This window comes from Dyella sp. (assembly GCF_035508675.1).
GTDB lineage: Bacteria > Pseudomonadota > Gammaproteobacteria > Xanthomonadales > Rhodanobacteraceae > Dyella_B.
Genome location: NZ_DATJMN010000283.1, coordinates 13,882 through 38,317, shown reverse-complemented (window position 1 = coordinate 38,317; position 24,436 = coordinate 13,882). Strand labels below are relative to the sequence as shown.

Genomic DNA, 24,436 nt, shown 5'->3' with positions numbered 1-24,436 from the left:
CGTCGGTGGAATATCGCTTCTAATCAAACGTGATATCAGCTCCAACAAAAAGAGCGCCCTGCGGCGCTCTTTTTGTTTACGGTGGCGGCGAGGCGATCAGCCTTTCCACTGCCCGAGTGCAGCCAGGCCATTGTCCTTGGCGCGTGCGTGCACCACCTTCTGCGCTTCGCCGTAATTGCTCTTCATGTCATGCGACCACAGTTTCAGCGCAGCCTGCTGCATGGCGCGGCCGTAGGAGAACGACAGCGGCCACGGATGCGGACCCATGCGGTTCATGGCATTGAGGTGCGCGGTGGACTGCTCGTCGGTCTGGCCGCCGGAAAGGAACACGATGCCCGGCAGCGTGGCCGGCACTGTGGTCTTCAGCACGCGTACCGTGGCCTCGGCCACTTCCTCGACGTCGGCCTGTTCGTCCGCATCCTTGCCCGGAATCACCATGCTGACCTTCAGGATGGTGCCTTCCAGCAGCACGTTCTGCTCATACAGCGCATTGAACAGGCTGCGCAGCACGGCTTCGTGCACTTCGTAGCTCACCTCGATGCTGTGGTCGCCGTCCATGATCACTTCCGGCTCGACCATCGGCACCAGGCCGGCTTCCTGGCAGAGCGCGGCGTAGCGGGCCAGCGCCTGGGTATTGGCTTCGATGGCGGTGGAGCTGGGGTTGTCTTCGCTGATGTTGATCACCGCACGCCACTTGGCGAACTGGGCGCCGAGCTTCACGTACTCGGCCAGGCGCTCGCGCAGGCCGTCGAGGCCTTCGGTGATCACGTCGCCCGGGAAGCCGGCCAGCGGCACGGTGCCCTTGTCCACCTTGATGCCCGGGATGATGCCGTGCTTCTTCATGATCTGGGTGAACGGCACGCCATCCTTGGTGGATTGACGGATCGTCTCGTCGTACAGGATGGCACCGGAGATGTGCTCGGAGAGGTTCGGCGTGGTGAGCAGAAGCTCGCGATAGGCGCGGCGGTTTTCCTCGGTGTTTTCGATGCCGACCGCCTCGAAGCGCTTCTTGATCGTGTTGGTCGATTCATCGATGGCGATGATGCCCTTGCCGGGTGCCACCATGGCCAGGGCAACGCTCTCGAGATCTTCAATGCTCATTGGACGACTCCGTGAAACTTTGGCGGCGCGAGGCCGCAAGGGAGGGAGGCCGCCCCAGCGGGCGGACAAATGGAAAGCGCGCAATTATAGCCCCAACCCGTAATTGGGGCGTTTAGGATGCTCTGTCTAATTGGGCGCGGGCCGCTGCGGACTGCGCTGGATTAAATCAGAGCATCCTCAGGGCCTGCCTCTGCGGGGTCAGCCCTGGCCGTAGCCGGGCAGTTTGCAGGGCGCCATCAGCTGTGCGCGCTGGGCGGGGTCGTCGGGGGAATTGAACGGAACGACGTAGTAAGTATCGACCGGCATGTGATTTTTATTGGTCAGCGACGGACCGTAGCGGAAGTGGGAGACCGCACTCACTGCCGCCTTGCCCAGATCGCTGGGCGGGACCATCTTGGCCACCCGCACGTTCATCGGCACGCCGTCGGTACCGATCAGGTAGGTGACCGCGATGCAGCTTGGCTTATAGATATTCACGCCGCTGTTGGGCACGTCGACCGAGACATCGCGGTTGAGCAGGAGCCAGTCGTTGGGGAGTTGCTCCGGGGCCACCCGGCGCGCTTCCTGCGCCACCGCCGGCATGCCGGCTGCCAGCAGTGCGGCCACAAGCAGGGATGGAGCGAAACGAATCGTGCGCATGGCGGAACCTCCGATGTAACTGTGGGGACGTGGCGCCAGTCTAGCCAACCCGCGCCAATCCGGCGCGGGTCGGCATTGCGCTGCTTAAAGATCGCGCAGGCTTTCCACCACGCCATCCGCTCCCACCGACAGCAGCTTGAGCGTATTGGTACCGCCGCCCTTGCCGATGTGGTCGCCGTGCGTAAGCACCACGCGATCGCCTTCGGAAAGCTTGCCCGCGCCGAACAGCTGGCGCACCGCTTCGCGCGCCGAAACGGCCGGGTTCAAGGTGTCGTGCGTGAATTTCACCGGTTGCACGTCGCGCAGCACCAGCATGCGGCGGCGGGCATCATCGAACGGTGACAGTGCGTAGATCGGCACCGCGCTGCGGTAGCGCGACAGCCACTGCGCGGTGGCGCCGGATTCGGTCAACGCCACGATCGCGCGCACACCGATCTTGCTGGCCAGCAGCATGGCTGCCAGCGCGATGGCCTGATCGGTGCGATCGAGATGGTGCAAATCCCTGGTGAGATCTTCCGTCGGCTCGAACTGGCGCTCGGCGCCCAGGCAGATGCGGCGCAGTGCCGCCACCGCCTTGTCCGGATGTGCGCCTGCGGCCGATTCTTCGGACAGCATTACGGCATCGGTGCCATCGATCACCGCATTGGCCACGTCCAGCACTTCGGCACGCGTGGGGATCGGCGAGCGCACCATCGATTGCAGCATTTGCGTCGCGGTGATGACGGCGCGATTGCGCTGCACGGCTTCGCGGATGATCTTCTTCTGCAGGCCCGGCAGTTCGGCGTCGCCGATTTCCACGCCAAGGTCGCCACGCGCCACCATTACCACGTCGGAAGCATCGATGATTTCACCGAGCACCGGGATCGCATCCGCGCGCTCGATCTTTGCCACCAGCGAGGCGTTGCCGCCAGCTTCCTTGAGCAAGCGGCGCGCGAGGTCCATGTCGGCGGCAGAGCGCACGAACGACACCGCAAGAAAATCCGCACCGATCTCCGCGGCCAGTTTGATATCCGCCTTGTCCTTGTCGGACAGCGCGTCGACGGACAAGCCGCCGCCCTGGCGATTCAAACCCTTGCGGTCGGAAAGACGTCCGCCGATCAGTACCTGGCAACGTATTTCGGTGCCGGCCACCTCAAGCACCGTCAGTGCCACCAGGCCATCGTCCAGCAACAAGATGTCGCCCGCATTCACGTCCTTGGGCAAGCCGAGGTAGCTCACGCCCACGCGCGTGGTGTCGCCGGGCGGTGCGTCAGCGCGGCAATCGAGCACGAACGGATCGCCATCACGCAACTCGATCGGACCGTTGGCGAAACGCTCCACGCGAATCTTCGGCCCCTGCAAGTCGGCCAGGATGCCCACCTCGCAGCCAACCTTTTCGGCCGCCTTGCGCACTGCCGCCGCGCGCGCGCGATGGTCGTCGGGTTGCCCATGCGAGAGATTGAGGCGCACGACGTTGACGCCTTCGGCAATAATTTTTTCCAGCATGCCGGGCGCGTCGGTGGCCGGGCCCAGGGTGGCGACGATCTTGGTGCGGCGAGAGTGAGTGTCAGTAGCCATTGCGGGGAGTTTTTGAAATTTGTCGGACGAGACTAACAGAACACCATGGCGACCCTGCAATATCTTTTTGCGTGCAAACGTATGCAAGATTGCGTGCGGCACTGCCGCAAAGCGGGCGCCTGCGATTGGACGGCTAGACGTAAATGGGTTTATCCCATCTGCGCAGCCCCTTCATCTGTTCGGCTGCTTGCTCGCAGGGTCGATACCTTTGCGCATGGTCATCGATACGCGCCGACGTACCCGGCGAGCGTCACAAAACCGCCATCTCGTCCGCGTATCGGTCAGCCATTCTGCAGGGCCAGGTTCAAGACCTCAGCCAGCCGCCTGCCCGCTTCGCGCAGGCGACTGTCGGCCACCGGCAATTCGGCGTCGATATAAGCCTGGTCGATCTTGTGATTGGCAGGATAGATGTCGCGCGTGATCTGGCAGGATTCTTCCGCCCACTGCGCGGCAGGCTTGTCGAATGGAGCGATCGGCGGCGGCAGCGGGGCGATGCCTTCGGCGTCGAGCCGCTGCGCATAGGCCTTCCCATTCAGACCGCGTGTGTTGAGCAGGCCCGAATCCCACACCCTGTGCAGATTCATGCCCTGCCCCTGGAACTGCACCTGGTAGGCGTTGCCGCCCGCGTCGTCACGATACCCCGCGTGCAGCGGCTGGTGAATATCGCCCACGAAGTGCACCACGAACTTCAGCGCTTGCAGCCGCACGGCATCCGGCTGCCTACGGTCGCCCAGGATAGCGAGGTAGTGAGGAATGGCCTCCACCACGCACTGGCCATTCCTGCAATCGCGCGGTCGCACGTACTTGCAGGACGGATCGCGAAAGTCGATGTAGTGCGACGAACGCGTTTGCTTCCACAGATCCTGTTGCTTGGGGTCGTTACGGATCTCGTCGGGCCAACTCGCGATGTCGGCCAGTGAGTGGGTGTGGTCCAGCGCCAGCAGGTGCTCCACTTCCGTCTCGGCCGCCGGGCTCAGATGCCGCTGCGCCAGCGCCGCCACCACGCTATGCCCGAGCGGACCCCACGCGTAGGCCGAAGGCGTAATCGCCAAGGTCGCAAACAAGGCAGCGGCAAGGTGGCGTACGGGAAGCATGCTGGAAACCCTGATCATCGAACCGCGGATGATGCCATACACCTTATGACAATCAGACCAGACTGCTGTGCACCACGGCGCCGGTGGCATCACGCACGGTAACGTCCACCGCCACACCCTGGCGTACGCTCTGGGTCACGATGCAGAAATCCTCGAACTGGGCCAAGACGCGATCGGCGTGCTCGAAGCTGGACATCGCCTGGGCCAGCTGCACATCCACCTTGACACCCTGGATGCGCCAGCGGCCATGTTCGTTGCGGTCCAGCACTGCGCGTGCCTTGGCGGCCAGCTTGTCGGGCGCGTTCTTGTATTTGCGCAAGGCGAACAACAGGCTGGCAGACAGGCAATTGGCCACCGCCGCCGTCAACAGGCGTGAGGGATTGGGTCCGGCGTCACTTCCCAAGGGAGCACTTTCGTCCGTGGTCATCTCAGGTATCGAAGTGCCATCGAAGCGCACCCGGAACTCATATTCGCCCGTCTGTTCCAGCGTCAGCTCAATGGATTTTTCTTCGCTCATAGCGCGTTCTCAATGCGGGGTGGCAGCGCATCATGCACGATTCCGCAACGCCCCGGACGCCCCGTAGGAGGGATGGCACCGGTTCGGGCTAGAATGCGAGTTTCGGCGGCCCCTCTGGCTGCCGCTTCGCTGCCCCATCATTCCTTTGGAGGACGCTGTCTCATGGCCATCAAGGTCGCCATCAATGGTTACGGTCGTATCGGCCGCAATACCCTGCGCGCGCTGTACGAAGCCAAGCGCACGAACGAAATCCAGATCGTCGCGGTGAATGATCTCGGCAACGCCGAGACCAACGCGCACCTCACGCAGTACGACACCGCGCATGGCAAGTTCCCGGGTGACGTGTCGGTGGATGGCGGCGAGCTGGTCGTCAATGGCGACCGCATCAAGGTTTGCGCCGAGCGCGACCCGTCCAAGCTGCCCTGGGCTGACCTTGGCATCGACGTCGTGCTGGAATGCACGGGCTTGTTCACCTCCAAGGCCAAGGCCGGCGCGCATCTCGCGGCTGGCGCCAAGAAGGTGATCATTTCCGCCCCTGGCGACAAGGACGTGGACGGCACCTTTGTCTTTGGTGTGAACCACGACAAGATCACCGCCGCGCACCAGGTGGTCTCCAACGCCTCCTGCACCACCAACTGCCTGGCGCCGCTGGCCAAGGTACTGCACGAGAAGATCGGTATCGTGCATGGCCTGATGACCACCATCCACGCCTACACCAACGACCAGGTGCTGACGGACGTCTATCACTCCGACCTGCGCCGCGCCCGTTCGGCCACGCATTCACAGATCCCGACCAAGACCGGCGCCGCCGCTGCCGTGGGCCTGGTGCTGCCGGAACTGGCCGGCAAGCTCGACGGCTTTGCGATCCGTGTGCCGACCATCAACGTGTCGGTGGTGGACCTTTCCTTCGTCGCGGCACGCAATACCAGCAAGGAAGAAATCGACGCCGCTATCAACGAAGCCGCCAATGGCCCGCTGAAGAGCATCCTGGCGGTGAACACCAAGCCGCTGGTATCGATCGACTTCAACCACAACTCGCACTCCTCCATCTACGACTCCACGCAGACGCGCGTGATGGGCGGCACTTTGGTGAAAGTGCTCAGCTGGTACGACAACGAGTGGGGTTTCTCCAACCGCATGCTGGACATGACCAAGGCATTGATGGCGGCGAAGTGAGCTCAGCCATAACGCTGCAAAAAAGCCGGGTTTTCCCGGCTTTTTTCTTGCCCGCAGCGGCCTCTTGTCGCAGAGCCAATCGATCCGCCGGTGGTAGCATGAATGGATGCAAGAACCATCAATACTCGACGTTTCGCAGATCGCCCGGCTGGTCGATCGCTTCTACGATAAGGTGCGCGTCGATCCCCTGCTTGGCCCCGTTTTCAACGCCGCCGTGCACGACTGGGACGAACACAAGCGCACGCTGACCTCCTTCTGGAGTTCCGTGGCTTTACGGGCCAACAGCTATCGCGGCAACCCGATGGCGGTACACCGCATGCAGCCTGGCATTCGCACCGAACATTTCGAGCGCTGGCTGGCGTTGTGGCAGGTCACGACGCGCGAGGTGCTGGATGAGAACGACGCCAAGCTCATGCTTGAACATGCCGACCGCATCGGGCGCAGCCTACGGTTGGGGATAGGACTGCCGGAGCGCCTCGGCGGCAGTCCATTCGCCGTTCCCGTAGTCGGTCAGCGTTGAGCGTGCGTACTCAAGCGAGCGCTTTCAGCGCCGCATCGTAATTGGGCTCGTTGGCAATCTCGCCGACCAGTTCGGTGTGCAGCACCTTGTCGTGCTCATCCAATACCACGACCGCACGCGCCGCGACGCCAGCCAACGGGCCGGATGCGACCGCCACGCCGTAGTGCTTGAGGAAATCATGGCCACGCATGGTCGAGAGCGTCACCACGTTGCTCAAGCCCTCGGCACCGCAGAAACGCGCTTGCGCAAACGGCAAATCCGCCGAGATGCATAGCACGACGGTATTGTCGAGCTGGCTGGCTTTTTCGTTGAACTTGCGCACCGAGGTGGCGCAGGTGGGCGTATCGACGCTGGGGAAAATATTGAGCACCTTGCGCTTGCCGTCGAAGCTGGCGAGGGTGGCGTCGGAAAGATCCTTGGCGACGAGGCTGAAGGATGGCGCCTTGCTGCCGACGGCCGGTAGCTGGCCATCGACTTGGACCGGATTGCCCTTGAGGGTGACTTGGGACATGCGAATCTCCTGGCGTCTGTGAGAAAGGGATCGCCGGAAGATAGCGCCGATGTCCCGGCGCGTCACCTTTTTCGATGGTTGACTGTGTCAGGTCAATCAGGACGCTTTCAAAGGCGCGATCACCTGTTCGATCGCACCAAAGATCGACGCGCCATGCGTGTCGGTGATCTCGATCCGCAGCGTATCGCCGAACGTCAGGAACGGCGTACTCGCCTTGCCGTCGCGCAGCGTTTCCACCGTGCGCTGTTCGGCCAGGCAGGAGGCGCCCTTGCTGGTGTCCTGGTTGGCAATGGTGCCGGAGCCCACGATGGTGCCCGCGGTCAGCGGCCGGGTCTTGGCGGCATGCGCGACCAGCTGCGCAAAATTGAACTGCATGTCGACACCGCATTCGGCTTCGCCGAACCACTTGCCGTTGAGCCAGGTGCGCATCGGCAGGTGCAGCTTCTCGCTTTGCCAGGCATCGCCGAGTTCGTCGGGCGTGACGAACACCGGCGACAACGCCGAACGCGGCTTGGATTGCAGGAAGCCAAACCCCTTGGCGAGTTCGCCTGGAATCAGGTTGCGCAAACTGACGTCGTTGATCAGGCCAACGAGCTGGATATGGCCGGCAGCCTGCGCTGCGCTCGCCGCCATGGGCACATCGTCGGTAACGACGATCACTTCGGCTTCCAGGTCGATGCCGTAATCCTCGCTCGGCACCACCACCGGATCGCGCGGCCCGAGAAAGCCCGCACTGGTTGCCTGGTACATCAGCGGATCGACGTAGAAGGACTCGGGCACTTCCGCCCCGCGCGCGCGCCGCACGCGCTCGACGTGCGGCAGATAGGCGCTACCATCGACGAATTCGTAAGCGCGCGGCAGCGGTGCCGCGAGCACGGACATGTCCAGCGCAAACGCGCCGGCCGCCTTGCCTGCATTGAGTTCATCCGACAAGGCATTCAGGCGCGGCGCGACGTTCGACCAATCGTCCAGCGCCGCCTGCATGGTCACAGCGATGCCGGTGGCTTTCACCGCCCGCTGCAAATCGCGGCTGACCACGACCAGTGTGCCGTCGCGGCCGCCTTCCTTGAGACTGCCCAGTTTCATGCATTCACTCCAGCGGTTGCGTTAACCGCAACCTTCCACGTAATCGATCTGCAGCGGCACGCCAACGCGCGCCACCGGGTTATTTTGCCAGCCACAACCGGCGAGCACGGCCACCTCAGCGATAACGAGCCACGCGTGCTTCACGCACGCTCCGGATCAAAATGCTTGGCAATGCCTTGCCAGCACTGGTAGTAATCGTGCTGCAGCTGCGGCGCATCCAGCGCCTGCCTGGTGGGATGAATCACCTTGCGCGTTTCGAACATGAAGGCCATCGTGCCGGTGATGTGATCCGGCTTGCTGACGTCGGCCTTGCTGGCCTTCTCGAAGGTTGCCGCATCCGGGCCATGCCCGCTCATGCAGTTGTGCAGACTGGCGCCGCCCGGCGCAAAACCGCCGGCCTTGGCGTCGTACACGCCTTCGATCAAGCCCATGAATTCGCTGGCGACGTTGCGATGGAAATACGGCGGCCGGAAGGTGTGCTCGGCCACCAGCCAGCGTGGCGGGAAAACCACGAAGTCGACGTTGGCGGTGCCGGGCGTGTCGCTAGGCGACGTCAGCACGGTGAAGATGGACGGATCGGGATGATCGACGCTGATCGAGCCCACCGTGTTGAAACGCGTGAGATCGTATTTGTAGGGCGCATAGTTGCCATGCCAGGCCACCACGTCCAGCGGCGAATGGCCGATGCTCGCCTTCCACAGCGCGCCCTGGAATTTCGCGATCAGTTCAAAATCGCCTTCGACATCTTCATAGGCCGCGTGCGGCGCCAGGAAATCGCGCGGCAAGGCCATGGCGTTGGCGCCGATCGGGCCGAGATCCGGCAAGCGCAACAGCGCGCCGAAGTTTTCCGCCACGTAGCCGCGTGCTTCGGCATCCAGCAGTTCCACGCGAAAACGCACGCCACGCGGAATCACGGCAACGTCCAGCGGCTTGATCTCCAGCACGCCCAACTCGGTGGCGATGTGCAGCCGGCCCAGCTGCGGCACGATCAGCAGCTCGCCATCCGCGTTATAGAAGAAGCGCCCCTGCATCGAGCGATTGGCGGCGTACACGTGGATACCGCAACCGGCCTGCTCGGCCGGGCCGCCGTTGCCGGCGAGGGTGACGAGGCCATCGACGAAATCCGTTGGCTGCGATGGTAGCGGCCAGGGGTCCCAGCGCAGCTGATTCGGCGTGGCCGGCGCCTCGTCGAAGCGATTGTGGAAGCTTGGGTGCGCCAGCTGCTCGAACGGCTTGTGCATCGCAGCCGGCCGAATGCGGTACAGCCAACTGCGGCGATTGGCATGGCGTGGCGCGGTGAAGGCGCTGCCGGAAAGCTGTTCTGCATACAAACCATGCGCAACGCGCTGCGGCGAGTTCTGCCCCAGCGGCAGAACGCCCGGGATGGCCTCGCTGGCGAATTCGTTGCCGAAGCCGGATTGGTAGCCGTTCGATTGCATCATCAAGCTCACTCTAACCTCGTCCAGACTCCTCCCGGCGTGAGAGGGGCTTTGAATTTACAGCACGCCACGGCGCATCTGGTCGCGCTCGATGGATTCGAACAGCGCCTGGAAGTTGCCTTCGCCGAAGCCCTCGTTGCCTTTGCGCTGGATGATCTCGAAGAAGATCGGGCCGATATTGTTCTGCGTGAAGATTTGCAGCAGCTTGCGCTGCTTGGTCTCCGGATCGGCGTCGATCAGGATCTTGTTCTTGGCCAGGCGCGCTACGTCCTCGCCGTGGTTCGGAATGCGCATGTCGATCACGTCGAAATACGTATCGGGCGTATCCAGGAACGCCACGCCTTTCGCGCGCATCGCCTCCACCGTTTCGTAGATGTTGTCGGTGAAGCAGGCGATGTGCTGGATGCCTTCGCCATGATAGGCATCGAGGTACTCGTTGATCTGGCTCTTCGGATCGCTCGACTCGTTGAGCGGAATGCGCACGATGCCGTCCGGCGCGGTCATCGCCTTGGATACCAGGCCGGTCTTCGCGCCCTTGATGTCGAAATAACGGATCTCGCGGAAATTGAACAAGCGCTCGTAGTAGTCGGACCACTGCTGCATATTGCCGAAGTACAGGTTATGCGTGAGGTGGTCGATGAAGGTCAGGCCGAACCCGGCCGGATGTTGATCGGCGCCCGGTACCGGCTCGTAGTCGCCGGCATAGATGCTGCCGGCGTCGCCGTAGCGATCCACCAGATACAGCATGCAGTCACCGATGCCCTTCACGACCGGCGCATTCACCGCCTTGGTATCGACCTTGCCGGCCGGAATCTCGCCACCATTGGCCAGCACCGCCTTGAGCACGTCGTTGGCCGGCCTCTTGAAGCGGATCGCGAAACCGCAGGCGCAAGGGCCATGCTTGGCGGCGAAATCGGCGGCGAAGGAATCGGGGTCTTCATTGACCAGGAAATTCACGTCGCCCTGGCGGTACACGGTGATCGGCCGGCGCTTGTGCTTGAGCACCGCCGTAAAACCCATGTTCTGGAATAACCTATGCAGATCACCGCTGCGGCCTGCCGGGGCGGCGAACTCAACGAATTCGAATCCGTTGATGCCCATGGGGTTCTCGAAGGTGGTGACGTGCATGCCGAGATTGGGTTGGGCGTTCATGGCGCTCTCCTGGAAAAGCCGATGCGCGACGGCGGCAGTGTCAGCGTGCCACCATCTGGACTAAACCACCCTTATAGTTACAGTTGAAACTAATTGCAAGGAACACCGCCGCAAATGTCCCATCCGCGCAAGCCCGCACCCGCCGGAGCCGAACACGCCCCACTCGAACTGGAACGCTTCCTGCCGTATCAACTGTCGATTCTTTCGAACACGGTGAGCCAGGCGATCGCGAACGATTACCAGCGCCGCTACGACCTCAGCATGACCGAATGGCGCGTGATGGCGGTGCTGGCTCGCTTCCACGGACTTTCCGCGCGCGAAGTGGCCGAACGCACGGCAATGGACAAAGTGGCGGTGAGCCGCGCGCTGGCCGGCCTGGTCGAAGCAGGCCGCGTGCACCGGGAAACCCACGGCAACGACAAGCGGCGCTCGGTGCTGAGCCTGACCGAGGCCGGCTGGCTGATTCATGACGACGTGGCGCCGATGGCACGCGCGCACGAGCGAGAGCTGCTCGCCAAGCTGGACGAGAACGAACGTCAGTGGCTGATGCAGATCCTGGACAAGCTGCTGGAAAATATGCCCGGAATGAAGCCGGGCGAGCGCTGAAACGCCTCAGCGCCGCCGGCTCCCGGCCGGCTACTTCACCCCATGCATCAAGCGGTTCACGAGCGGCGAAATCAGCAGCAGCAGCACGCCTGAGCCTGCCAGCACGTAGAAGCAAAAGGTGAACCCGCTCAGCGCCGAGGCCGCGGTCATGCCGGTAGCGCCGCTGATGTGCGAGGCGAGCATGCCGGAGAGGTTGCCACCCAAGGCGGTGGACAGGAACCATCCACCCAGGCCAAGCCCAACCAGGCGCGGCGGCGCCAGCTTGGTCACCATCGACAGCCCGATCGGCGACAGGCACAGCTCGCCCACCGACTGGAACAGGTAACACATCGCCAGCGGCCAGAACGGAATCAGACCACGGCTATCGAGCAGGTGCGACAGCGCATAGATCAGGCTTACGAAGCCGACGCCCTCGAAGATCAGGCCCAAGCCGAACTTGCGCGGAATGGAAGGCTCCTTGTGGCGCTTGGACAGCCAACCCCAGGCCAGCGCGGTCAGCGGCGCCAGCGCCACCACCCACAGCGGCGTCATCGCCTGGAACCAGCCAACGGGAAACACCCAGCCGCCGAACATCTGCCGGTCGACCAGGTTCTCGGCCAGGAAATTGAAGGTGGTGCCGAACAGGTAATAGAACACCCAGAACAGCACGTTGAAGGCGAAGATGATCAGCATGGCGATCACGCGATGGAGCTGCACGCGATCGTGGCGCAGGGCTTCGGCAATCAACACCACCACCATGCCGACGAACAGTGCACCCATCACCCATTGCAGGCCGACCGCACCGAGCTTGGCCAGCAGCAAGTACGTCACCGGCACGGCAATCGCCACGCCCACCACCACTTGCAGCACACGCATGCGGCTTTCGCAGCCCGGTGACGGACGCCCGACACCGCGCAAGCCACGCCGCCCGAACCAGAACCACAACAGGCTCAACAGCATGCCCACGCCGGCCGCCGCAAACACGATGCGGAAGTTCTGCTGCAGCGGCGTCTTGGTGAAATAGCTGGCCATCCAGCCGGTGATCAGCGGTGCCAGGAAGGCACCGCAGTTGATGCCCATGTAAAACAGCGTAAAGCCGCGATCACGGCGCTCATCGCCAGGTGGATAGAGCTGCCCGACCATCGAGGAAATGTTCGGCTTGAACAAGGCATCACCCACGATCACCATCGCCAGGCCGAACAGCAAGGCGTCACGGCTAGGAATCATCAGCACGAACAAGCCCGCCGACATGACCACCGCGCCAAGCAGGATCGAGCGCTGATAGCCGATGATCTTGTCGGCGACATAGCCCCCGAACACGCCGAAGGCAAACGCCAGCGCCACGTAAGCACCGAAGATGCTGCTGGCCCAGCCCTGCCCGGCAGGATCACCGTGGTAGAACTGCGCGACCGCGTACAAGGCCAGCACCCAGCTCAAGCTGTAATACGCGAAGCGTTCCCAGAACTCCGTCATGAACAACATCCACAGGGGGCGCGGATGACCGAACAGTTGCGGAAAGTCGGGCGTAGGCTGGACGCCGGCTTCGGAATGCTGGTTCACGGGAATACCCCTGGGATTGGACCTGGAAGATGTAATGGGCGAGGCACACCCAAGTCAATCACTATGCAACAAGGCCATACGGCAAGCGTACTGACATGACGCTCCTTTGTGCGGAATTGATCCCTGACGGCGCACAAAAGCGCCGGACAAGATTGGCGGTCGCAGGCGGGGATGCAATCCCAGCATCACAAAACCACGAGAAAGCTACCGTTTTGCCTTTGATCTAGGTGCCAAGCACCGTCCGCACATCCAGCAACTCAGGGAAAAACTCCAGATCCAGCGCCTTCTTCAAGAACGCCACCCCCGAGGAACCACCCGTGCCGCGCCGATGTCCGATGATCCGCTCCACCGTCTTCATATGGCGGAACCGCCACAGCTGGAAGCTCTCCTCGATGTCCACCAATTGCTCGCACATGTGGTACTCCGGCCAGAATGCCGCGCGCTGCTCGTAAATGCGCTTGAACACCGGCAATAAGCCTTCATGGCGCTGATACGGTTCGCTCCAGTCGCGCTCGATCCGCGCCGCCGGTACGGCATGCCCGCGGCGTGCGAGATAACGCAAGAATTCGTCGTACAAACCCGGCGCCTCCAGCACACTGCGCAAACGTGCCTGCGCCGCCGGGTCATACTCGAACACCTTGAGCATCTGCGCGTTCTTGTTGCCCAGCATGAATTCGATCATGCGGTATTGCAGCGATTGAAAACCGGAAGAAGAGCCCAAGGCGTCGCGAAATTCCAGGTATTCCGACGGCGTCAGCGTTTCCAGCACTGCCCACTGCTCGAACAGTTGCCGCTGCACGTGCTTGACGCGCGCAAGAATTTTCAGGCACTCGTTCACGTCATCGATGCGCAGATGCGCAATGGCCGAGGTCAGTTCATGAATGAGCAGCTTCATCCACAGCTCGGCCACCTGATGCATCACGATGAACAGCATTTCGTCGTGATGCGGTGGCTGGGTGAGTGGCTGTTGCGCGCTGAGCAGTTGATCCAGCCGCAGATAGCCGCCATACGTCGTCCGGCCGCTCAAGTCGAGTTCGATGCCTGCCTCGAGGTCCCGCTGGTTTTCCGTCATGGCGCCCGCAAACCCGCAAAAATGGAATGTTAACCGTTCTGCCGAACCCCACCTACGGACTCGCATGCTGCAGTGTAGCTTGCGACGCAGCAGGGCGCCTGCTATCAATTGGCGTTTGTCTGGGTTCGAAAGAGTACGCTCCGACTACACACACAACGTGGTGACGCCCACGTAAAATAGTCAAAGCATCCTCAGCGCGTCCGGCCCCACTGGATGGGCCGCGCCTCCCCCGCACCGTTTTCCCCTACCCCATCCGGGAGCGAGTCGTGTCCATCGCCGCCAAGTTTGAAATCGAATACCTGCAATATCTTGATGCCGAAGGCAAGCAGGTTAGGGATGACCTGCCCGAATTCACCAAGGACCTCGACCACATGGTCGAGCTATACAAACTGATGATGTCCACCCGCGTGTTCGACGCCAAGTCGGTGGCCTTGCAACGTACCGGCAAGCTTGGCACCTATGCAAGCTGCCTTGGTCATGAAGCTTCGCACGTCGGCATCGGCAGCGCGATGAAGCCGGAAGACGTACTCTCCGTGAGCTATCGCGAATACGGCGCACAGCTCTACCGCGGCGTGCAGCCGCGCGAGGTGTACATGTACTGGGGTGGTGACGAGCGCGGTAACGATTACCAGAAAGAACCTGCACGCCATGACTTCGCCTGGTCGGTACCGATCGCCACGCAATGCCTGCATGCAGCCGGCTGCGCGCTGGCCTTCAAGATCCGCGGCGAAAAGCGCGTGGCCGTGTGCACGATCGGCGACGGCGGCTCGTCCAAGGGCGACTTCTACGGCGCCATCAACATCGCCGGCGCACAGAACCTGCCGCTGGTCGCCGTGATCGTCAACAACCAGTGGGCGATCTCGGTACCACGCAAGATCCAGTCCGGTGCGCCGACGCTGGCACAGAAAGGCATCGCTGCCGGCCTCTACTGCATCCAGGTGGACGGCAACGACATCATTGCCGTACGCAAGGCGATGGAAGATGCGCTGGAGCGCGCCCGCAACGGTGAAGGCGGCAGCGTGCTGGAGCTGGTTACCTACCGCCTGAGCGATCACACCACCGCCGACGACGCCCGCCGCTACCGCGGCGAGCAGGAGGTGAAGGACGCCTGGGCGAAGGAGCCGATGAAGCGCCTGCGCAACTGGCTGGTCGCCAAGAAAGTATGGGACGACGCAAAAGAAGAAGCATGGAAAGCCGAGTGCGACGAGTGGATGGACAACGAGGTCAACGCCTACCTCCAGACCAAGACCCAACCCGTCACGGCGATGTTCGACTACACCTTCGCCGAAGTACCCGCAGACCTCGCCAAACAGCGCGACCTCGCGCTCTCGCTCGACAAGAAGGCGCACTAAGCCATGGCACAGATCACGCTTATCGAAGCCGTCACCCAGGCTCTTGCTTATGAAATGGCCCATGACGACAGCGTCGTCGTGCTGGGCGAAGACGTCGGCGTCAACGGCGGCGTATTTCGCGCCACGCAAGGTCTACAAGAAAAATTCGGCGCCTTGCGCGTGCTCGACACGCCGCTGGATGAAACCACCATCGCCGGCGTTACCGTGGGCCTGGCTGTCGCAGGCATGAAGCCGGTCGCCGAAGCACAGTTCGAAGGCTTCATCTATCCAATGATGGAACAGATCGCCTGCCACGCTGCGCGCATGCGCAACCGCACGCGCGGTCGCCTCACCGTGCCGGCCGTGTGGCGCGCGCCGTGGGGCGGCGGCATTCGCGCGCCGGAACACCACTCCGAAGCGAACGAACACCTGTTCACCAATATTCCCGGCCTGCGCGTGGTGATGCCTTCGTCGCCCGCACGCGCCTACGGACTGCTGCTCGCCGCGATCCGCGATCCGGATCCGGTGATGTTCTTCGAACCCAAGCGCATCTATCGCCAATACAAGGAAGAAGTGCCCGATGACGGCGAAGCGCTGCCGCTCGACGTGTGCTTCGTGTTGCGCGACGGCACCGACGTCACCATCGTGACCTGGGGCGCCCAGGTGAAGGAAGCGCTGGAAGCAGCCGATGCGCTGGCCGAGGAAGGCATCAGCGCGGAAGTGATCGACGTGGCCACGCTCACACCGCTCGACTTCGACACCATCGCCGAATCGGTGCAGAAAACCGGCCGCTGCGTGATCCTGCACGAAGCGCCCAAGACCGCCGGCTTCGGCGCGGAGATCGCCGCGCGCATCGCCGAGGAATGCCTGTATGACCTGCTCGCGCCGGTGGAACGCGTGACCGGCTGGGACACCCACATCCCGCTGTTCCGCCTGGAGATGAAATACCTGCCTAGCGTGGAACGCGTGGTGGAAGCCGCCAAACGCGCACTCGCCGCCAGCTGATGCCCGTAGCCCCTTCCCCTGCTTGCAGTGGAAGGGGCCAACAACGAAACACCTACTTTTCGGAACTCCGAACATGGCCGACATCAAGACGTTCTACCTACCGGACCTCGGCGAAGGCCTGCCCGACGCGACCATCGTCGAGTGGCACGTGAAGGAAGGCGATCAAATCAAGCTCGACGCGCCGCTGGTATCGATGGAAACCGCCAAGGCGGTCGTCGACGTACCTTCTCCTTACACCGGCAAGGTCACCAAGCTGCATGGCGCTGCCGGCGACGTGATCGACACCGGCGCCGCCCTGGCCGAATTCGAGCCCGATCCGAACGCCAAGCAGCGTGCGGAAGCCGAATCCACCGGCCACCATCATGGCCCCAAGAAAACCGCCGCAGCGGAAGCGAGGAAAGTCACCGCATCGGCGCAGGGCGGCGAAATCGAAGCCAGCAACGGCCAGGCCGAACGCGAAGACGAAGGCACGGTGGTCGGTGCGATGGTCAGCGGCAGCCATGTGCATGTCGAACAAGCCTCCAGCGTCGGCGGCGTCAAGGCAGTCCCGGCTGTGCGCGCCCTGGCGAAGAAGCTCAAGATCGACATCACGCGCGTACGCGCTAGCGGCGCCGATGGCGTGGTGACCATGCAGGACGTGAAAAACGCCGCAGCGAACGGCACCGCCGCGCTTGGCGCAGCGCCACCTCGCGCGGTGCCGGCCTCCGCCGGTCGTCATCTCGCCCCTGAACTGCCGCAGCCGGAGCCGGCTCGCACGGCCGTGTCGCTGGCCGGCAAGCCGGTGCGTACCGCACCGCCGAGCGTGCAGGCCAGCGGCCAACCGGAACAGCTCAAGGGCGTGCGCCGTAACATGGCGCGCGTGATGGCCGACGCGCATGCCAACGTGGTGCCCACCACGCTGGTGGACGATGCCGACCTGCACGCCTGGATCGGCAAGCAGGACATCACCGCCCGGCTGATCCGCGCCATCGTCACCGCATGCAAGACGGTGCCCGCACTCAACGCTTGGTTCGACGGCAAGAACCTCACCCGCACCCTGCATCCGCACGTGGACATTGGCATTGCCGTCGATACGGAAGATGGCCTGTTTGTGCCGGCGTTGCGCAATGCCGACGTACTGGACGGCGCCGGCATCCGCGCCGGCATCCAACGCCTGCGTGCGCAGGTGGAAGACCGCACGATTCCCTCCTCCGAACTCAGCGGCTACACCATCAGCCTGTCGAACTTCGGCATGTTCGCGGGTCGTTATGCAACGCCGGTGGTGGTGCCGCCGTGTGTCGCCATCATCGGCGCCGGCAAGCTCAGCCACGACGTCGTCGCGGTGATGGGTGGCATCGAAGTACACCGTCGCATGCCGATCAGCCTTACATTCGATCATCGCGCCGCGACCGGCGGGGAAGCCGCACGCTTCCTGAAGGCGCTGCTGGATGATCTGTCGCTGCCAAACTGATCCATCAAGCCGCTTGGAAATGAAAAAGCGCCCGGTATGGGCGCTTTTTTTGCCACTCAAACCCGCCAACCTCGTATCTTGGTTTTTGTCCAGGTCGCTCCTGGACAAAAGATGACCGAATGCCGTCTCCAACTTTTACTTCAAGCTGCTGCGTAGATCTCGCACCGGTCATCTGATTTTCACTTGCGACACGTCGAACAGTATCTTCGGCCCGGCGACCCTTATTGAGCAGCCAGCGCGGCGATCCTGCAATGAAACAAGTTGAGCGGCACGTCATCCAGCAGGATTTTTTCGTCTTTCTGCCGGGCGCCATCTCTGTAGCCGTCAGGTCCTTTCGCGACCAGTACCTGTCCATCTCCGCTACCCATGATGGCTCCTTCCATCGTGCGGGGCGTGGGCTGCGCCCCATTTCATATCAGCCGTCGGCGTGCCTCGTTTTCGTTAACCGCGCAGACCACCCAGCATGAGGTACTTCAACTCCATGTATTCGTCGATGCCGTATTTGGAACCCTCACGACCAAGGCCGGATTCCTTGACTCCGCCGAACGGAGCCACTTCGGTGGAGATGATGCCCTCGTTGATTCCCACCATGCCGCTTTCCAGGGCGCCGGCCACACGCCAACTGCGCGCCGTGTCGCGCGTATAGAAATAGGCAGCCAGGCCGAAGGGCGTATCGTTGGCCGCCGCCACCGCTTCTTCTTCAGAATCAAAACGGAAACAGGCGGCGACAGGGCCGAAGGTTTCCTCCTGGGCGACCAGCATGTCGTGCCTGGCATTCACCAGCACGGTGGGCTCAAAGAAGGTGCCACCCAACTCGTGCGGCTTGCCGCCGGTCAGGATACGTGCACCCTTGCTCAAGGCATCCGCCACGTGCTGCTGGACTTTGTTCAAGGCTGCCTGGTTGATCAACGGGCCTTGCTCGAAGTCGCCGCTCAAGGCGTTGCCGACGCGCAGCTTGCTTGCGGCGTCGGCGAGGGCCTGGGTAAAGACGTCGTAGATGCCGCTCTGCACGTAGAAACGGTTCACGCATACGCAGGTCTGTCCCGTATTGCGGAACTTGGATGCCATCGCACCGCGTACTGCCGCATCGATATCGGCATCCTCGAACACGATGAACGGCGCGTTGCCGCCCAGTTCGAGCGAAAGCTTCTTCAACGTATCCGAGCACTGGCGTGCAAGCAGCTTGCCGGTGCGAGTGGAGCCGGTAAACGAAAGTTTTCGCACAATGCTCGATCCCGTAAGTACGGCACCGATCGCCACCGCATCACCGGAGACGATGTTGAACACGCCAGCAGGAATGCCCGCCAGTTCGGCCAACGCAGCCAGCGCAAGGGCCGACAGCGGCGTTTCTTCCGAAGGCTTGAGCACCATGGTGCAACCGGCTGCCAGCGCGGGCGCCGCCTTGCGGGTGATCATGGCGAGGGGAAAGTTCCACGGCGTGACGGCAGCGACCACGCCGATCGGCTCACGCACGACCAGCATTCTTGAATGCGGCGACGAACTGGGAATCACATCGCCATAGGTGCGCTTGGCCTCTTCCGCAAACCATTCGAGGAAGCTGGCCGCATAGGCAACTTCACCCCGTGCCTCGGCCAGCGGCTTGCCTTGTTCGCGCGACAGCAGTTCGGCCAGCGCCTCGCGATGTACCAGCATCAGCTCGCCCCAACGACGCACCTTGCTGCCGCGCTCCTTCGCCGTCAGCGCACGCCACGCCGGGAAGGCTGCGGCAGCGGCGTCAACGGCCTGTCGCGCCTCCGCGCCACCCCCTTTGGCCACCTCGGCAATGACGGAGCCGGTCGCCGGGTTATGCACGGGATACGTATCCGCGCCGGTGTGCCAGGTGCCATTGATGTAATGGCCGGTGTGCAGGAGGCTGGTTTCCATACTCCGATCGTGATCGCTCATGCCGTTTTCTCCTTGAGGTTTGCAAACACTCCCTGCGCCGGACGCGGCTCCCGCGCGATACGGCGCCCGGCGGTGTAGTCGTTGATCAGGTCGCACGGGGTGTAGTTGCGATCCAATTCGTACAAATCTTCTTCGTCCAGCCTGGTATCGAGTGCAGCCAGTGCACTGTCCAATTGAGCCGGAGAGTCCGCCCCTACCAGCATGCAGGCGACATGCGGCCGTGCCAGCACCCAGGCTTGCGCGATCTGTGCAGCCGATACGCCATGACGTTTTGCCACCCGGGCGGCGGAAGCGGCGATCGCCAGAGAGGCGTTGTCGCCGTACATCTGCGCGGTGAAGAAATGCGTCTGGTTGCGCGTGGATGTCGCATCGCCGGGAAGCAGGCCGCCGGCCAGCGGGCTGAACGCGGACACGCCGATACCCTGGTCGGCGCAGTATGGAACCATTTCGCGCTCCTCTTCGCGATATGCGAGATTGAGCTGCAATTGCATGTTGATGGGCTTGTCCCAACCATGCCGTTCGCAACTCTGCATGATCTTGGCGAACTGCCAGGTGTACATGGTGGACACGCCGATATAGCGCGCCTTGCCGCTGCGCACGATATCGTTCAACGCGCCCATGGTTTCTTCCACAGGCGTGTTGACGTCGAAGAAATGCAACATGTAGATGTCGACGTAATCCATGCCCAGTCGCACGAGCGAACCATCGATGCCATCCATGATGTGCTTGCGCGAATGGCCGCCAGCATTGGGATGCACCCCCATGTCGTAACCCACCTTGGTGGTGATCACGACTTCCTCGCGCCGTACCAGGCGCCGGAGGATACGACCAACCACTTCCTCGCCCATGCCGATGGAATAGAAATCGGCCAGGTCGATGAAGTTGACACCCGCCTCCAGCGCGCGCCGTACGATCGGCTCGCTCCGCGCCTCATCGAAAATCCACGGCTTCCACTGTGGCGTACCCATGTTCATAGTGCCGAGGCACAACCGCGATACTTTTAGGCCGGATTGGCCAAGACGTATGTATTGCATGCGGTCTCCCGATATCCTTCAGGCCTTGGGCGTATAGAACGAATTGCTGACGTTGGCCGCCGCCGAGAACACTTCCTTGCTGTTCGGCAGGCCCAGCATGGCGGCGCGGATAGCGCTTTTGCAGGCGCGATAGTTGTTCTCGTAGACGACATCGAGATCATCGCAAGCGGGATTCACCCAATTGGCCGAAACGATGACCCAATCATTGTCTGCTTCGGGTGGCAACATACCCTCTTCCAGCGACTCCGCAACCGCCTTGGCGATGCCCGCCTGCGAGGCACCCCAGGTAGCGTTGCCATGGAATTCGTTGGCGATCGGCGCCTTGTTGACGTACAGCGTCAGCGGCTTGGCTGGCACGCCCGGACGGGCAATGATCACGAATGGTGCGTGCCCGGTGGAAGGTGTGGCCAGTGCGGTGGCGAACGCTTGCCCCGCGGGGCCATTGCGAGGGCCAAGCAGCACATTGATGTGCGCGAGGTTGACCCCAAGCCCTTCGAATCCTTCACCGATGTAAAGCAGTTTGCTATCCGTTGCGCTCACGTCTTCCGCCATTCAAAAACTGTCGAAGGATCGATTGTGCGGCGTTTGCAGCGGATAAGTGAGTCAACTTGCGCCGATATGGCCCTCGGCGATTGCTGTATGTGCCGTGCTGCCATCCCTACACAAACTCGTATCTTTTACCGCTGCAATACAGCAGACCAAGCTTTTCACGCTGCCACCGGCATACTGGTGTTCAGCACCATGCAGAGCACATGCCATGCACCATGCAAGCCTCCGTCAAGCAGTTTCCGCAGAGGTCTGCAACGGTAGGCGCATGAGCACTTCCAAGCCGCCATCTCGCAGGTTCCGCGCTGTCACCTCGCCGCTGTGCGCCTGCATGACCCGTTGCACGATCGCCAATCCCAGGCCGTGGCCACTGGCTTGCGCTGCATTCGTACCGCGGAAGAACGGCCGGAACATGAGCTGCAGCTCTTCTTCCGGCACGCCGGGACCATGATCGCGAACCTGCAGTTCGGCCAAGGCGTCGCGATGTCGCAGATCGATCTGCACGACGCCGTCGGGTGGACTGAACTTGATCGCATTGGCGATCACGTTATCCAGCGCGCGCTCCAGCAGGATGCCACTGCCCTGTACTTCGATCGGTCCATCATCGGCCATGTGCAAGACGACGCCGCGCGCTTCGGCATCAATGTGCGCCGCGGCGACGCGATCCCTGGCCAGCGCAACCAGGTCGACCGGTTCACGCACCATCCCCGGCAAGCCGCCTTCGAGCCGCGATAACGCCAACATCTCCGCCGTGAGGCGATCCATGCGGGAGATCTCGCGCTCGGCGCGCTGGAAATGCGCCGCAGCCTCATGCGGGTCCGCGCTGTGCTGGGCCAGATCCAAAATCAGATGCAGGCGTGCCAGCGGCGAACGCAATTCGTGCGACAGATCCTGCAACACGCCACGATCGTGCGCTACCAGATGCTCGATGCGCTCGGCCATGCCGTTGAAATCGCGTGCAAGCTGACCAAGCTCGTCATGTTTGTTGCTCCAGCGCCGGTCCACGCGCGTGGCAAATTCACCGGTGGCCATCTTGTGGGTCGCCACGCGCATCGCCTCGACCGGCCGCGACACACTGCGCGCCACCCACCAGCCGATGCCGGCGATCATCAACAAGGAAAGCCCCAACTGCACGCCGAGCAGTATCTTGCCGCGTGTCCGCGGCGGAATGCGCGAGCGCGAACTGCTTACCGCCACCAGTTGCCGTGCGTGGCCGTCGCTGCCGGTCACATTCTGCACGGCCACGTAGAAACCGGGCCATGGATTCATCGCAATGTCGTGGCCGGACGACAGCCAGGCCGGCAACACGTCGCGCACCGATGGCGGCAGCCGTATCTCGCGCAAGGGCTCGCCGTTTTCGTATAGCGTGGCATCCACGCCTTGTTCGCGCTGTTGTCTTACCCATGCGTCCAGGCCGACGCTCCCATCCGTTTCATAAGCCTGGTCGGCGGCCTGCGCCAAAGCCGACCAGTCGAAATCCTGTTGCATCGAGAAGGTGATGAAGCTGCGCGTCAGCAAGCCGCCAAGCATCAGCACCAGCACGTTGGCGATGCAGACGGAAACCAACAGACGCCAGAACAGGGGGCTGCGAAACGGACTCTTGAATGAATTCATGTCGACGCCGCGCTATGGGGTATCAGCACGTAGCCCGCACCGCGTACCGAATCGATGCGTGGCGCTTGTGCCGATGCTTCTGCCAGCTTGTGGCGAAGCCGGCTGACGTGCACGTCGATGCTGCGGTCGAAGCGCTCCAGTTCGCGTCCCAGCGCCACGCGTGTCAGCGAGGTCTTGTCAATCACTTCCCCGGCGCGCTGCGCCAGCAACAGCAACAACGCGAACTCGGCGCCGGTGAGGTTGAGCTCCTGCTCGCCCGCGTACGCACGCCGCTCACCGGGCAGCAAGCGCAAGACGCCGGCTGTCAACGTCCCCACGCTTTCCACCGTGTGACGGCGCAATTGAGCGCGCACGCGCGCCAACAATTCGCGTGGCAAACAAGGCTTGGAGAGATAGTCGTCTGCGCCCAATTCCAGCCCGACCACACGATCCACCGGCTCGCCGCGCCCGGAAAGCATGATTACCGGCAAACGGTACTGCGCGCGCAAATCGCGCAAGGTATCCAGGCCGCTGCGGCCCGGCATCATCACATCGAGAATCAACAGATCAGGGCGCAAGGCCGGATCACGCAGCCGTGATAGCACGCCTTCGCCGTCGTGCACCACGTCGACCTGCAGGCCTTCGCGCTGCAAGTATTCGGCGAGCAGCGAACACAGCTCGCGATCATCATCACCAATCAGTATTCGGGACATTAGCCAGACCGTCGACGGTACGTTCTTACTATCGCATGACAACGGCGGCCTGCCGCCTGTCGCTTGCACCGGGCTGACTTTACCCTTCTTTACACCGCGGCAAAGGTCTTAAACCCGCTCCTGCTTTCCAATAGTCACAAGCAAACCCTCCACCCCAGCAGGAGCTTTACCATGCGTAAGTCGATCACCCTGTCGCTCATTCTTTCCGCCGCACTCGGCGTGTCTGCGCTGGCCGTCGCCCAGGGCGGCCCCGGCTTCGGCCCCGGCCCGCACGGCCATCACCGCGGCGCCGAAATGGCCTTCCGCGGTTTGAATCTCACCGATGCGCAGAAGACCCAGATCAAGCAGATCGTGCAGCAGAGTTTTGCCTCGATGAAGTCACAGGCCCAGGCCGTGCGCCAGCAGCGCGAAGCGTTCGAAGCGCTGTCGCCGAATGCGTCCAACTACCAGTCCGCCGCGGCCAGCCTGGCCCAGGCTGAAGCCAACTTCACCAGCGCCCGCATCACTGCCCGGGCCGCGGTCACGGCGCAGATCTACAACACCGTGCTGACCAGCGCGCAGCAGAGCCAGTACGCCAGCAACAAGGCCGCCTTCCAGGCCCGCAAGGCGCAGTGGCAGCAGTTCAAGGCCGAACACCCGGTGCCCTCAAGCACTGGCTCAGCCCAATAAGACGTGGCAAGGCATAACAACAAGAAGCTCGGTTAGCGAATATTAGCGGACGTTCTAGCCGATCACCCTGAGCGACCGCCGCTGCACCGGCGGTCGCTTTTTTTTACGACCGGCCCCCATCGATGTTTCACATCGCAGCGGCGAGGCACTGTCATGCAGCTGTCGTGCGTAGCCCTTAGCT

25 protein-coding genes are annotated in these 24,436 nt (G+C 62.6%); 7 read left to right on the top strand and 18 right to left on the bottom strand.

Annotated elements, in window-relative coordinates; translation table 11 throughout:
• Window positions 1-96: 96 nt before the first annotated feature.
• The 5 genes from VMA74_RS15030 to VMA74_RS15010 form a co-directional block, all read right to left on the bottom strand.
• Window positions 97-1,101, bottom strand: a complete 1,005-nt coding sequence (locus VMA74_RS15030; RefSeq protein ID WP_325368360.1) for a class I fructose-bisphosphate aldolase — start codon at window positions 1,099-1,101, stop codon at window positions 97-99.
• Window positions 1,102-1,299: 198 nt separating this feature from the next.
• Entirely contained in the window at window positions 1,300-1,740 is a 441-nt protein-coding gene (locus VMA74_RS15025) for an energy transducer TonB (RefSeq protein ID WP_325368358.1), read from the bottom strand.
• An 84-nt stretch (window positions 1,741-1,824) separates the two neighbouring features.
• Window positions 1,825-3,297, bottom strand: coding sequence for a pyruvate kinase (gene pyk / locus VMA74_RS15020; protein WP_325368356.1), 1,473 nt, complete (start codon window positions 3,295-3,297; stop codon window positions 1,825-1,827).
• A 281-nt stretch (window positions 3,298-3,578) separates the two neighbouring features.
• Complete coding sequence (locus VMA74_RS15015) at window positions 3,579-4,391, bottom strand: S1/P1 nuclease (protein ID WP_325368354.1); 813 nt, start codon at window positions 4,389-4,391, stop codon at window positions 3,579-3,581.
• 52 nt (window positions 4,392-4,443) lie between these two features.
• Window positions 4,444-4,908 carry an OsmC family protein gene (locus VMA74_RS15010; protein ID WP_325368352.1) on the bottom strand — a complete coding sequence of 155 codons (465 nt, stop codon included), beginning with the start codon at window positions 4,906-4,908 and terminating at the stop codon, window positions 4,444-4,446.
• A 162-nt stretch (window positions 4,909-5,070) separates the two neighbouring features.
• Between VMA74_RS15010 and gap the strand changes: the two genes are divergently transcribed.
• Entirely contained in the window at window positions 5,071-6,084 is a 1,014-nt protein-coding gene (gene gap, locus VMA74_RS15005; RefSeq protein ID WP_325368350.1) for a type I glyceraldehyde-3-phosphate dehydrogenase, read from the top strand.
• Between the two features lie 106 nt (window positions 6,085-6,190).
• On the top strand, window positions 6,191-6,604 hold the full coding sequence (locus VMA74_RS15000; protein WP_325368347.1) for a group III truncated hemoglobin: 414 nt from the start codon (window positions 6,191-6,193) through the stop codon (window positions 6,602-6,604).
• A gap of 10 nt (window positions 6,605-6,614) precedes the next feature.
• On the opposite strand, the gene tpx is transcribed toward VMA74_RS15000, so the two are convergent.
• From tpx to hppD, 5 genes are all read right to left on the bottom strand, one after another.
• The gene (gene tpx, locus VMA74_RS14995) at window positions 6,615-7,115 is read right to left on the bottom strand and encodes a thiol peroxidase (RefSeq protein ID WP_325368345.1); all 501 of its coding nucleotides are present in this window, start codon (window positions 7,113-7,115) and stop codon (window positions 6,615-6,617) included.
• 96 nt (window positions 7,116-7,211) lie between these two features.
• Window positions 7,212-8,201 carry a fumarylacetoacetate hydrolase family protein gene (locus tag VMA74_RS14990; RefSeq protein ID WP_325368343.1) on the bottom strand — a complete coding sequence of 330 codons (990 nt, stop codon included), beginning with the start codon at window positions 8,199-8,201 and terminating at the stop codon, window positions 7,212-7,214.
• Between the two features lie 21 nt (window positions 8,202-8,222).
• The gene (locus VMA74_RS14985; RefSeq protein WP_325368341.1) at window positions 8,223-8,345 is read right to left on the bottom strand and encodes a hypothetical protein; all 123 of its coding nucleotides are present in this window, start codon (window positions 8,343-8,345) and stop codon (window positions 8,223-8,225) included.
• On the bottom strand, window positions 8,342-9,643 hold the full coding sequence (hmgA, locus tag VMA74_RS14980) for a homogentisate 1,2-dioxygenase (RefSeq protein WP_325368362.1): 1,302 nt from the start codon (window positions 9,641-9,643) through the stop codon (window positions 8,342-8,344). Before hmgA ends, VMA74_RS14985 begins: the two co-directional genes overlap by 4 nt.
• Window positions 9,644-9,697: 54 nt before the next feature.
• Window positions 9,698-10,792: a 4-hydroxyphenylpyruvate dioxygenase gene (gene hppD, locus VMA74_RS14975; RefSeq protein ID WP_325368339.1), complete on the bottom strand. Its 1,095-nt coding sequence runs from the start codon at window positions 10,790-10,792 to the stop codon at window positions 9,698-9,700.
• A gap of 114 nt (window positions 10,793-10,906) precedes the next feature.
• Between hppD and VMA74_RS14970 the strand changes: the two genes are divergently transcribed.
• Window positions 10,907-11,398, top strand: coding sequence for a MarR family winged helix-turn-helix transcriptional regulator (locus VMA74_RS14970; protein ID WP_325368337.1), 492 nt, complete (start codon window positions 10,907-10,909; stop codon window positions 11,396-11,398).
• Window positions 11,399-11,428: 30 nt separating this feature from the next.
• On the opposite strand, the gene VMA74_RS14965 is transcribed toward VMA74_RS14970, so the two are convergent.
• Together VMA74_RS14965 and VMA74_RS14960 are read right to left on the bottom strand one after the other, a co-directional pair.
• The gene (locus VMA74_RS14965) at window positions 11,429-12,937 is read right to left on the bottom strand and encodes an oligopeptide:H+ symporter (RefSeq protein ID WP_325368335.1); all 1,509 of its coding nucleotides are present in this window, start codon (window positions 12,935-12,937) and stop codon (window positions 11,429-11,431) included.
• A gap of 223 nt (window positions 12,938-13,160) precedes the next feature.
• Complete coding sequence (locus tag VMA74_RS14960) at window positions 13,161-14,009, bottom strand: tryptophan 2,3-dioxygenase (RefSeq protein ID WP_325368333.1); 849 nt, start codon at window positions 14,007-14,009, stop codon at window positions 13,161-13,163.
• A 266-nt stretch (window positions 14,010-14,275) separates the two neighbouring features.
• On the opposite strand from VMA74_RS14960, the gene pdhA reads away from it, so the two are divergent.
• From pdhA to VMA74_RS14945, 3 genes are all read left to right on the top strand, one after another.
• Entirely contained in the window at window positions 14,276-15,361 is a 1,086-nt protein-coding gene (pdhA, locus tag VMA74_RS14955) for a pyruvate dehydrogenase (acetyl-transferring) E1 component subunit alpha (RefSeq protein WP_325368331.1), read from the top strand.
• Window positions 15,362-15,364: 3 nt separating this feature from the next.
• The gene (locus VMA74_RS14950; RefSeq protein ID WP_325368329.1) at window positions 15,365-16,345 is read left to right on the top strand and encodes an alpha-ketoacid dehydrogenase subunit beta; all 981 of its coding nucleotides are present in this window, start codon (window positions 15,365-15,367) and stop codon (window positions 16,343-16,345) included.
• Window positions 16,346-16,418: 73 nt separating this feature from the next.
• Window positions 16,419-17,795: a dihydrolipoamide acetyltransferase family protein gene (locus tag VMA74_RS14945; RefSeq protein ID WP_325368327.1), complete on the top strand. Its 1,377-nt coding sequence runs from the start codon at window positions 16,419-16,421 to the stop codon at window positions 17,793-17,795.
• 221 nt (window positions 17,796-18,016) lie between these two features.
• Here VMA74_RS14945 and VMA74_RS14940 read toward each other — a convergent pair whose 3' ends face one another.
• From VMA74_RS14940 to VMA74_RS14915, 6 genes are all read right to left on the bottom strand, one after another.
• On the bottom strand, window positions 18,017-18,163 hold the full coding sequence (locus tag VMA74_RS14940) for a hypothetical protein (RefSeq protein WP_325368325.1): 147 nt from the start codon (window positions 18,161-18,163) through the stop codon (window positions 18,017-18,019).
• Window positions 18,164-18,236: 73 nt separating this feature from the next.
• Window positions 18,237-19,700, bottom strand: coding sequence for an NAD-dependent succinate-semialdehyde dehydrogenase (locus VMA74_RS14935; protein ID WP_325368323.1), 1,464 nt, complete (start codon window positions 19,698-19,700; stop codon window positions 18,237-18,239).
• Entirely contained in the window at window positions 19,697-20,734 is a 1,038-nt protein-coding gene (locus VMA74_RS14930; RefSeq protein WP_325368321.1) for an aldo/keto reductase, read from the bottom strand. The genes VMA74_RS14935 and VMA74_RS14930 overlap by 4 nt, the downstream gene beginning before the upstream one ends.
• An 18-nt stretch (window positions 20,735-20,752) precedes the next feature.
• Entirely contained in the window at window positions 20,753-21,274 is a 522-nt protein-coding gene (fae, locus tag VMA74_RS14925) for a formaldehyde-activating enzyme (protein WP_325368319.1), read from the bottom strand.
• Between the two features lie 237 nt (window positions 21,275-21,511).
• Window positions 21,512-22,894, bottom strand: a complete 1,383-nt coding sequence (locus VMA74_RS14920) for a HAMP domain-containing sensor histidine kinase (RefSeq protein WP_325368317.1) — start codon at window positions 22,892-22,894, stop codon at window positions 21,512-21,514.
• Complete coding sequence (locus VMA74_RS14915; protein ID WP_325368315.1) at window positions 22,891-23,586, bottom strand: response regulator; 696 nt, start codon at window positions 23,584-23,586, stop codon at window positions 22,891-22,893. The genes VMA74_RS14920 and VMA74_RS14915 overlap by 4 nt, the downstream gene beginning before the upstream one ends.
• Window positions 23,587-23,757: 171 nt before the next feature.
• Between VMA74_RS14915 and VMA74_RS14910 the strand changes: the two genes are divergently transcribed.
• Window positions 23,758-24,255, top strand: coding sequence for a Spy/CpxP family protein refolding chaperone (locus VMA74_RS14910; RefSeq protein ID WP_325368313.1), 498 nt, complete (start codon window positions 23,758-23,760; stop codon window positions 24,253-24,255).
• Window positions 24,256-24,436: the final 181 nt, after the last annotated feature.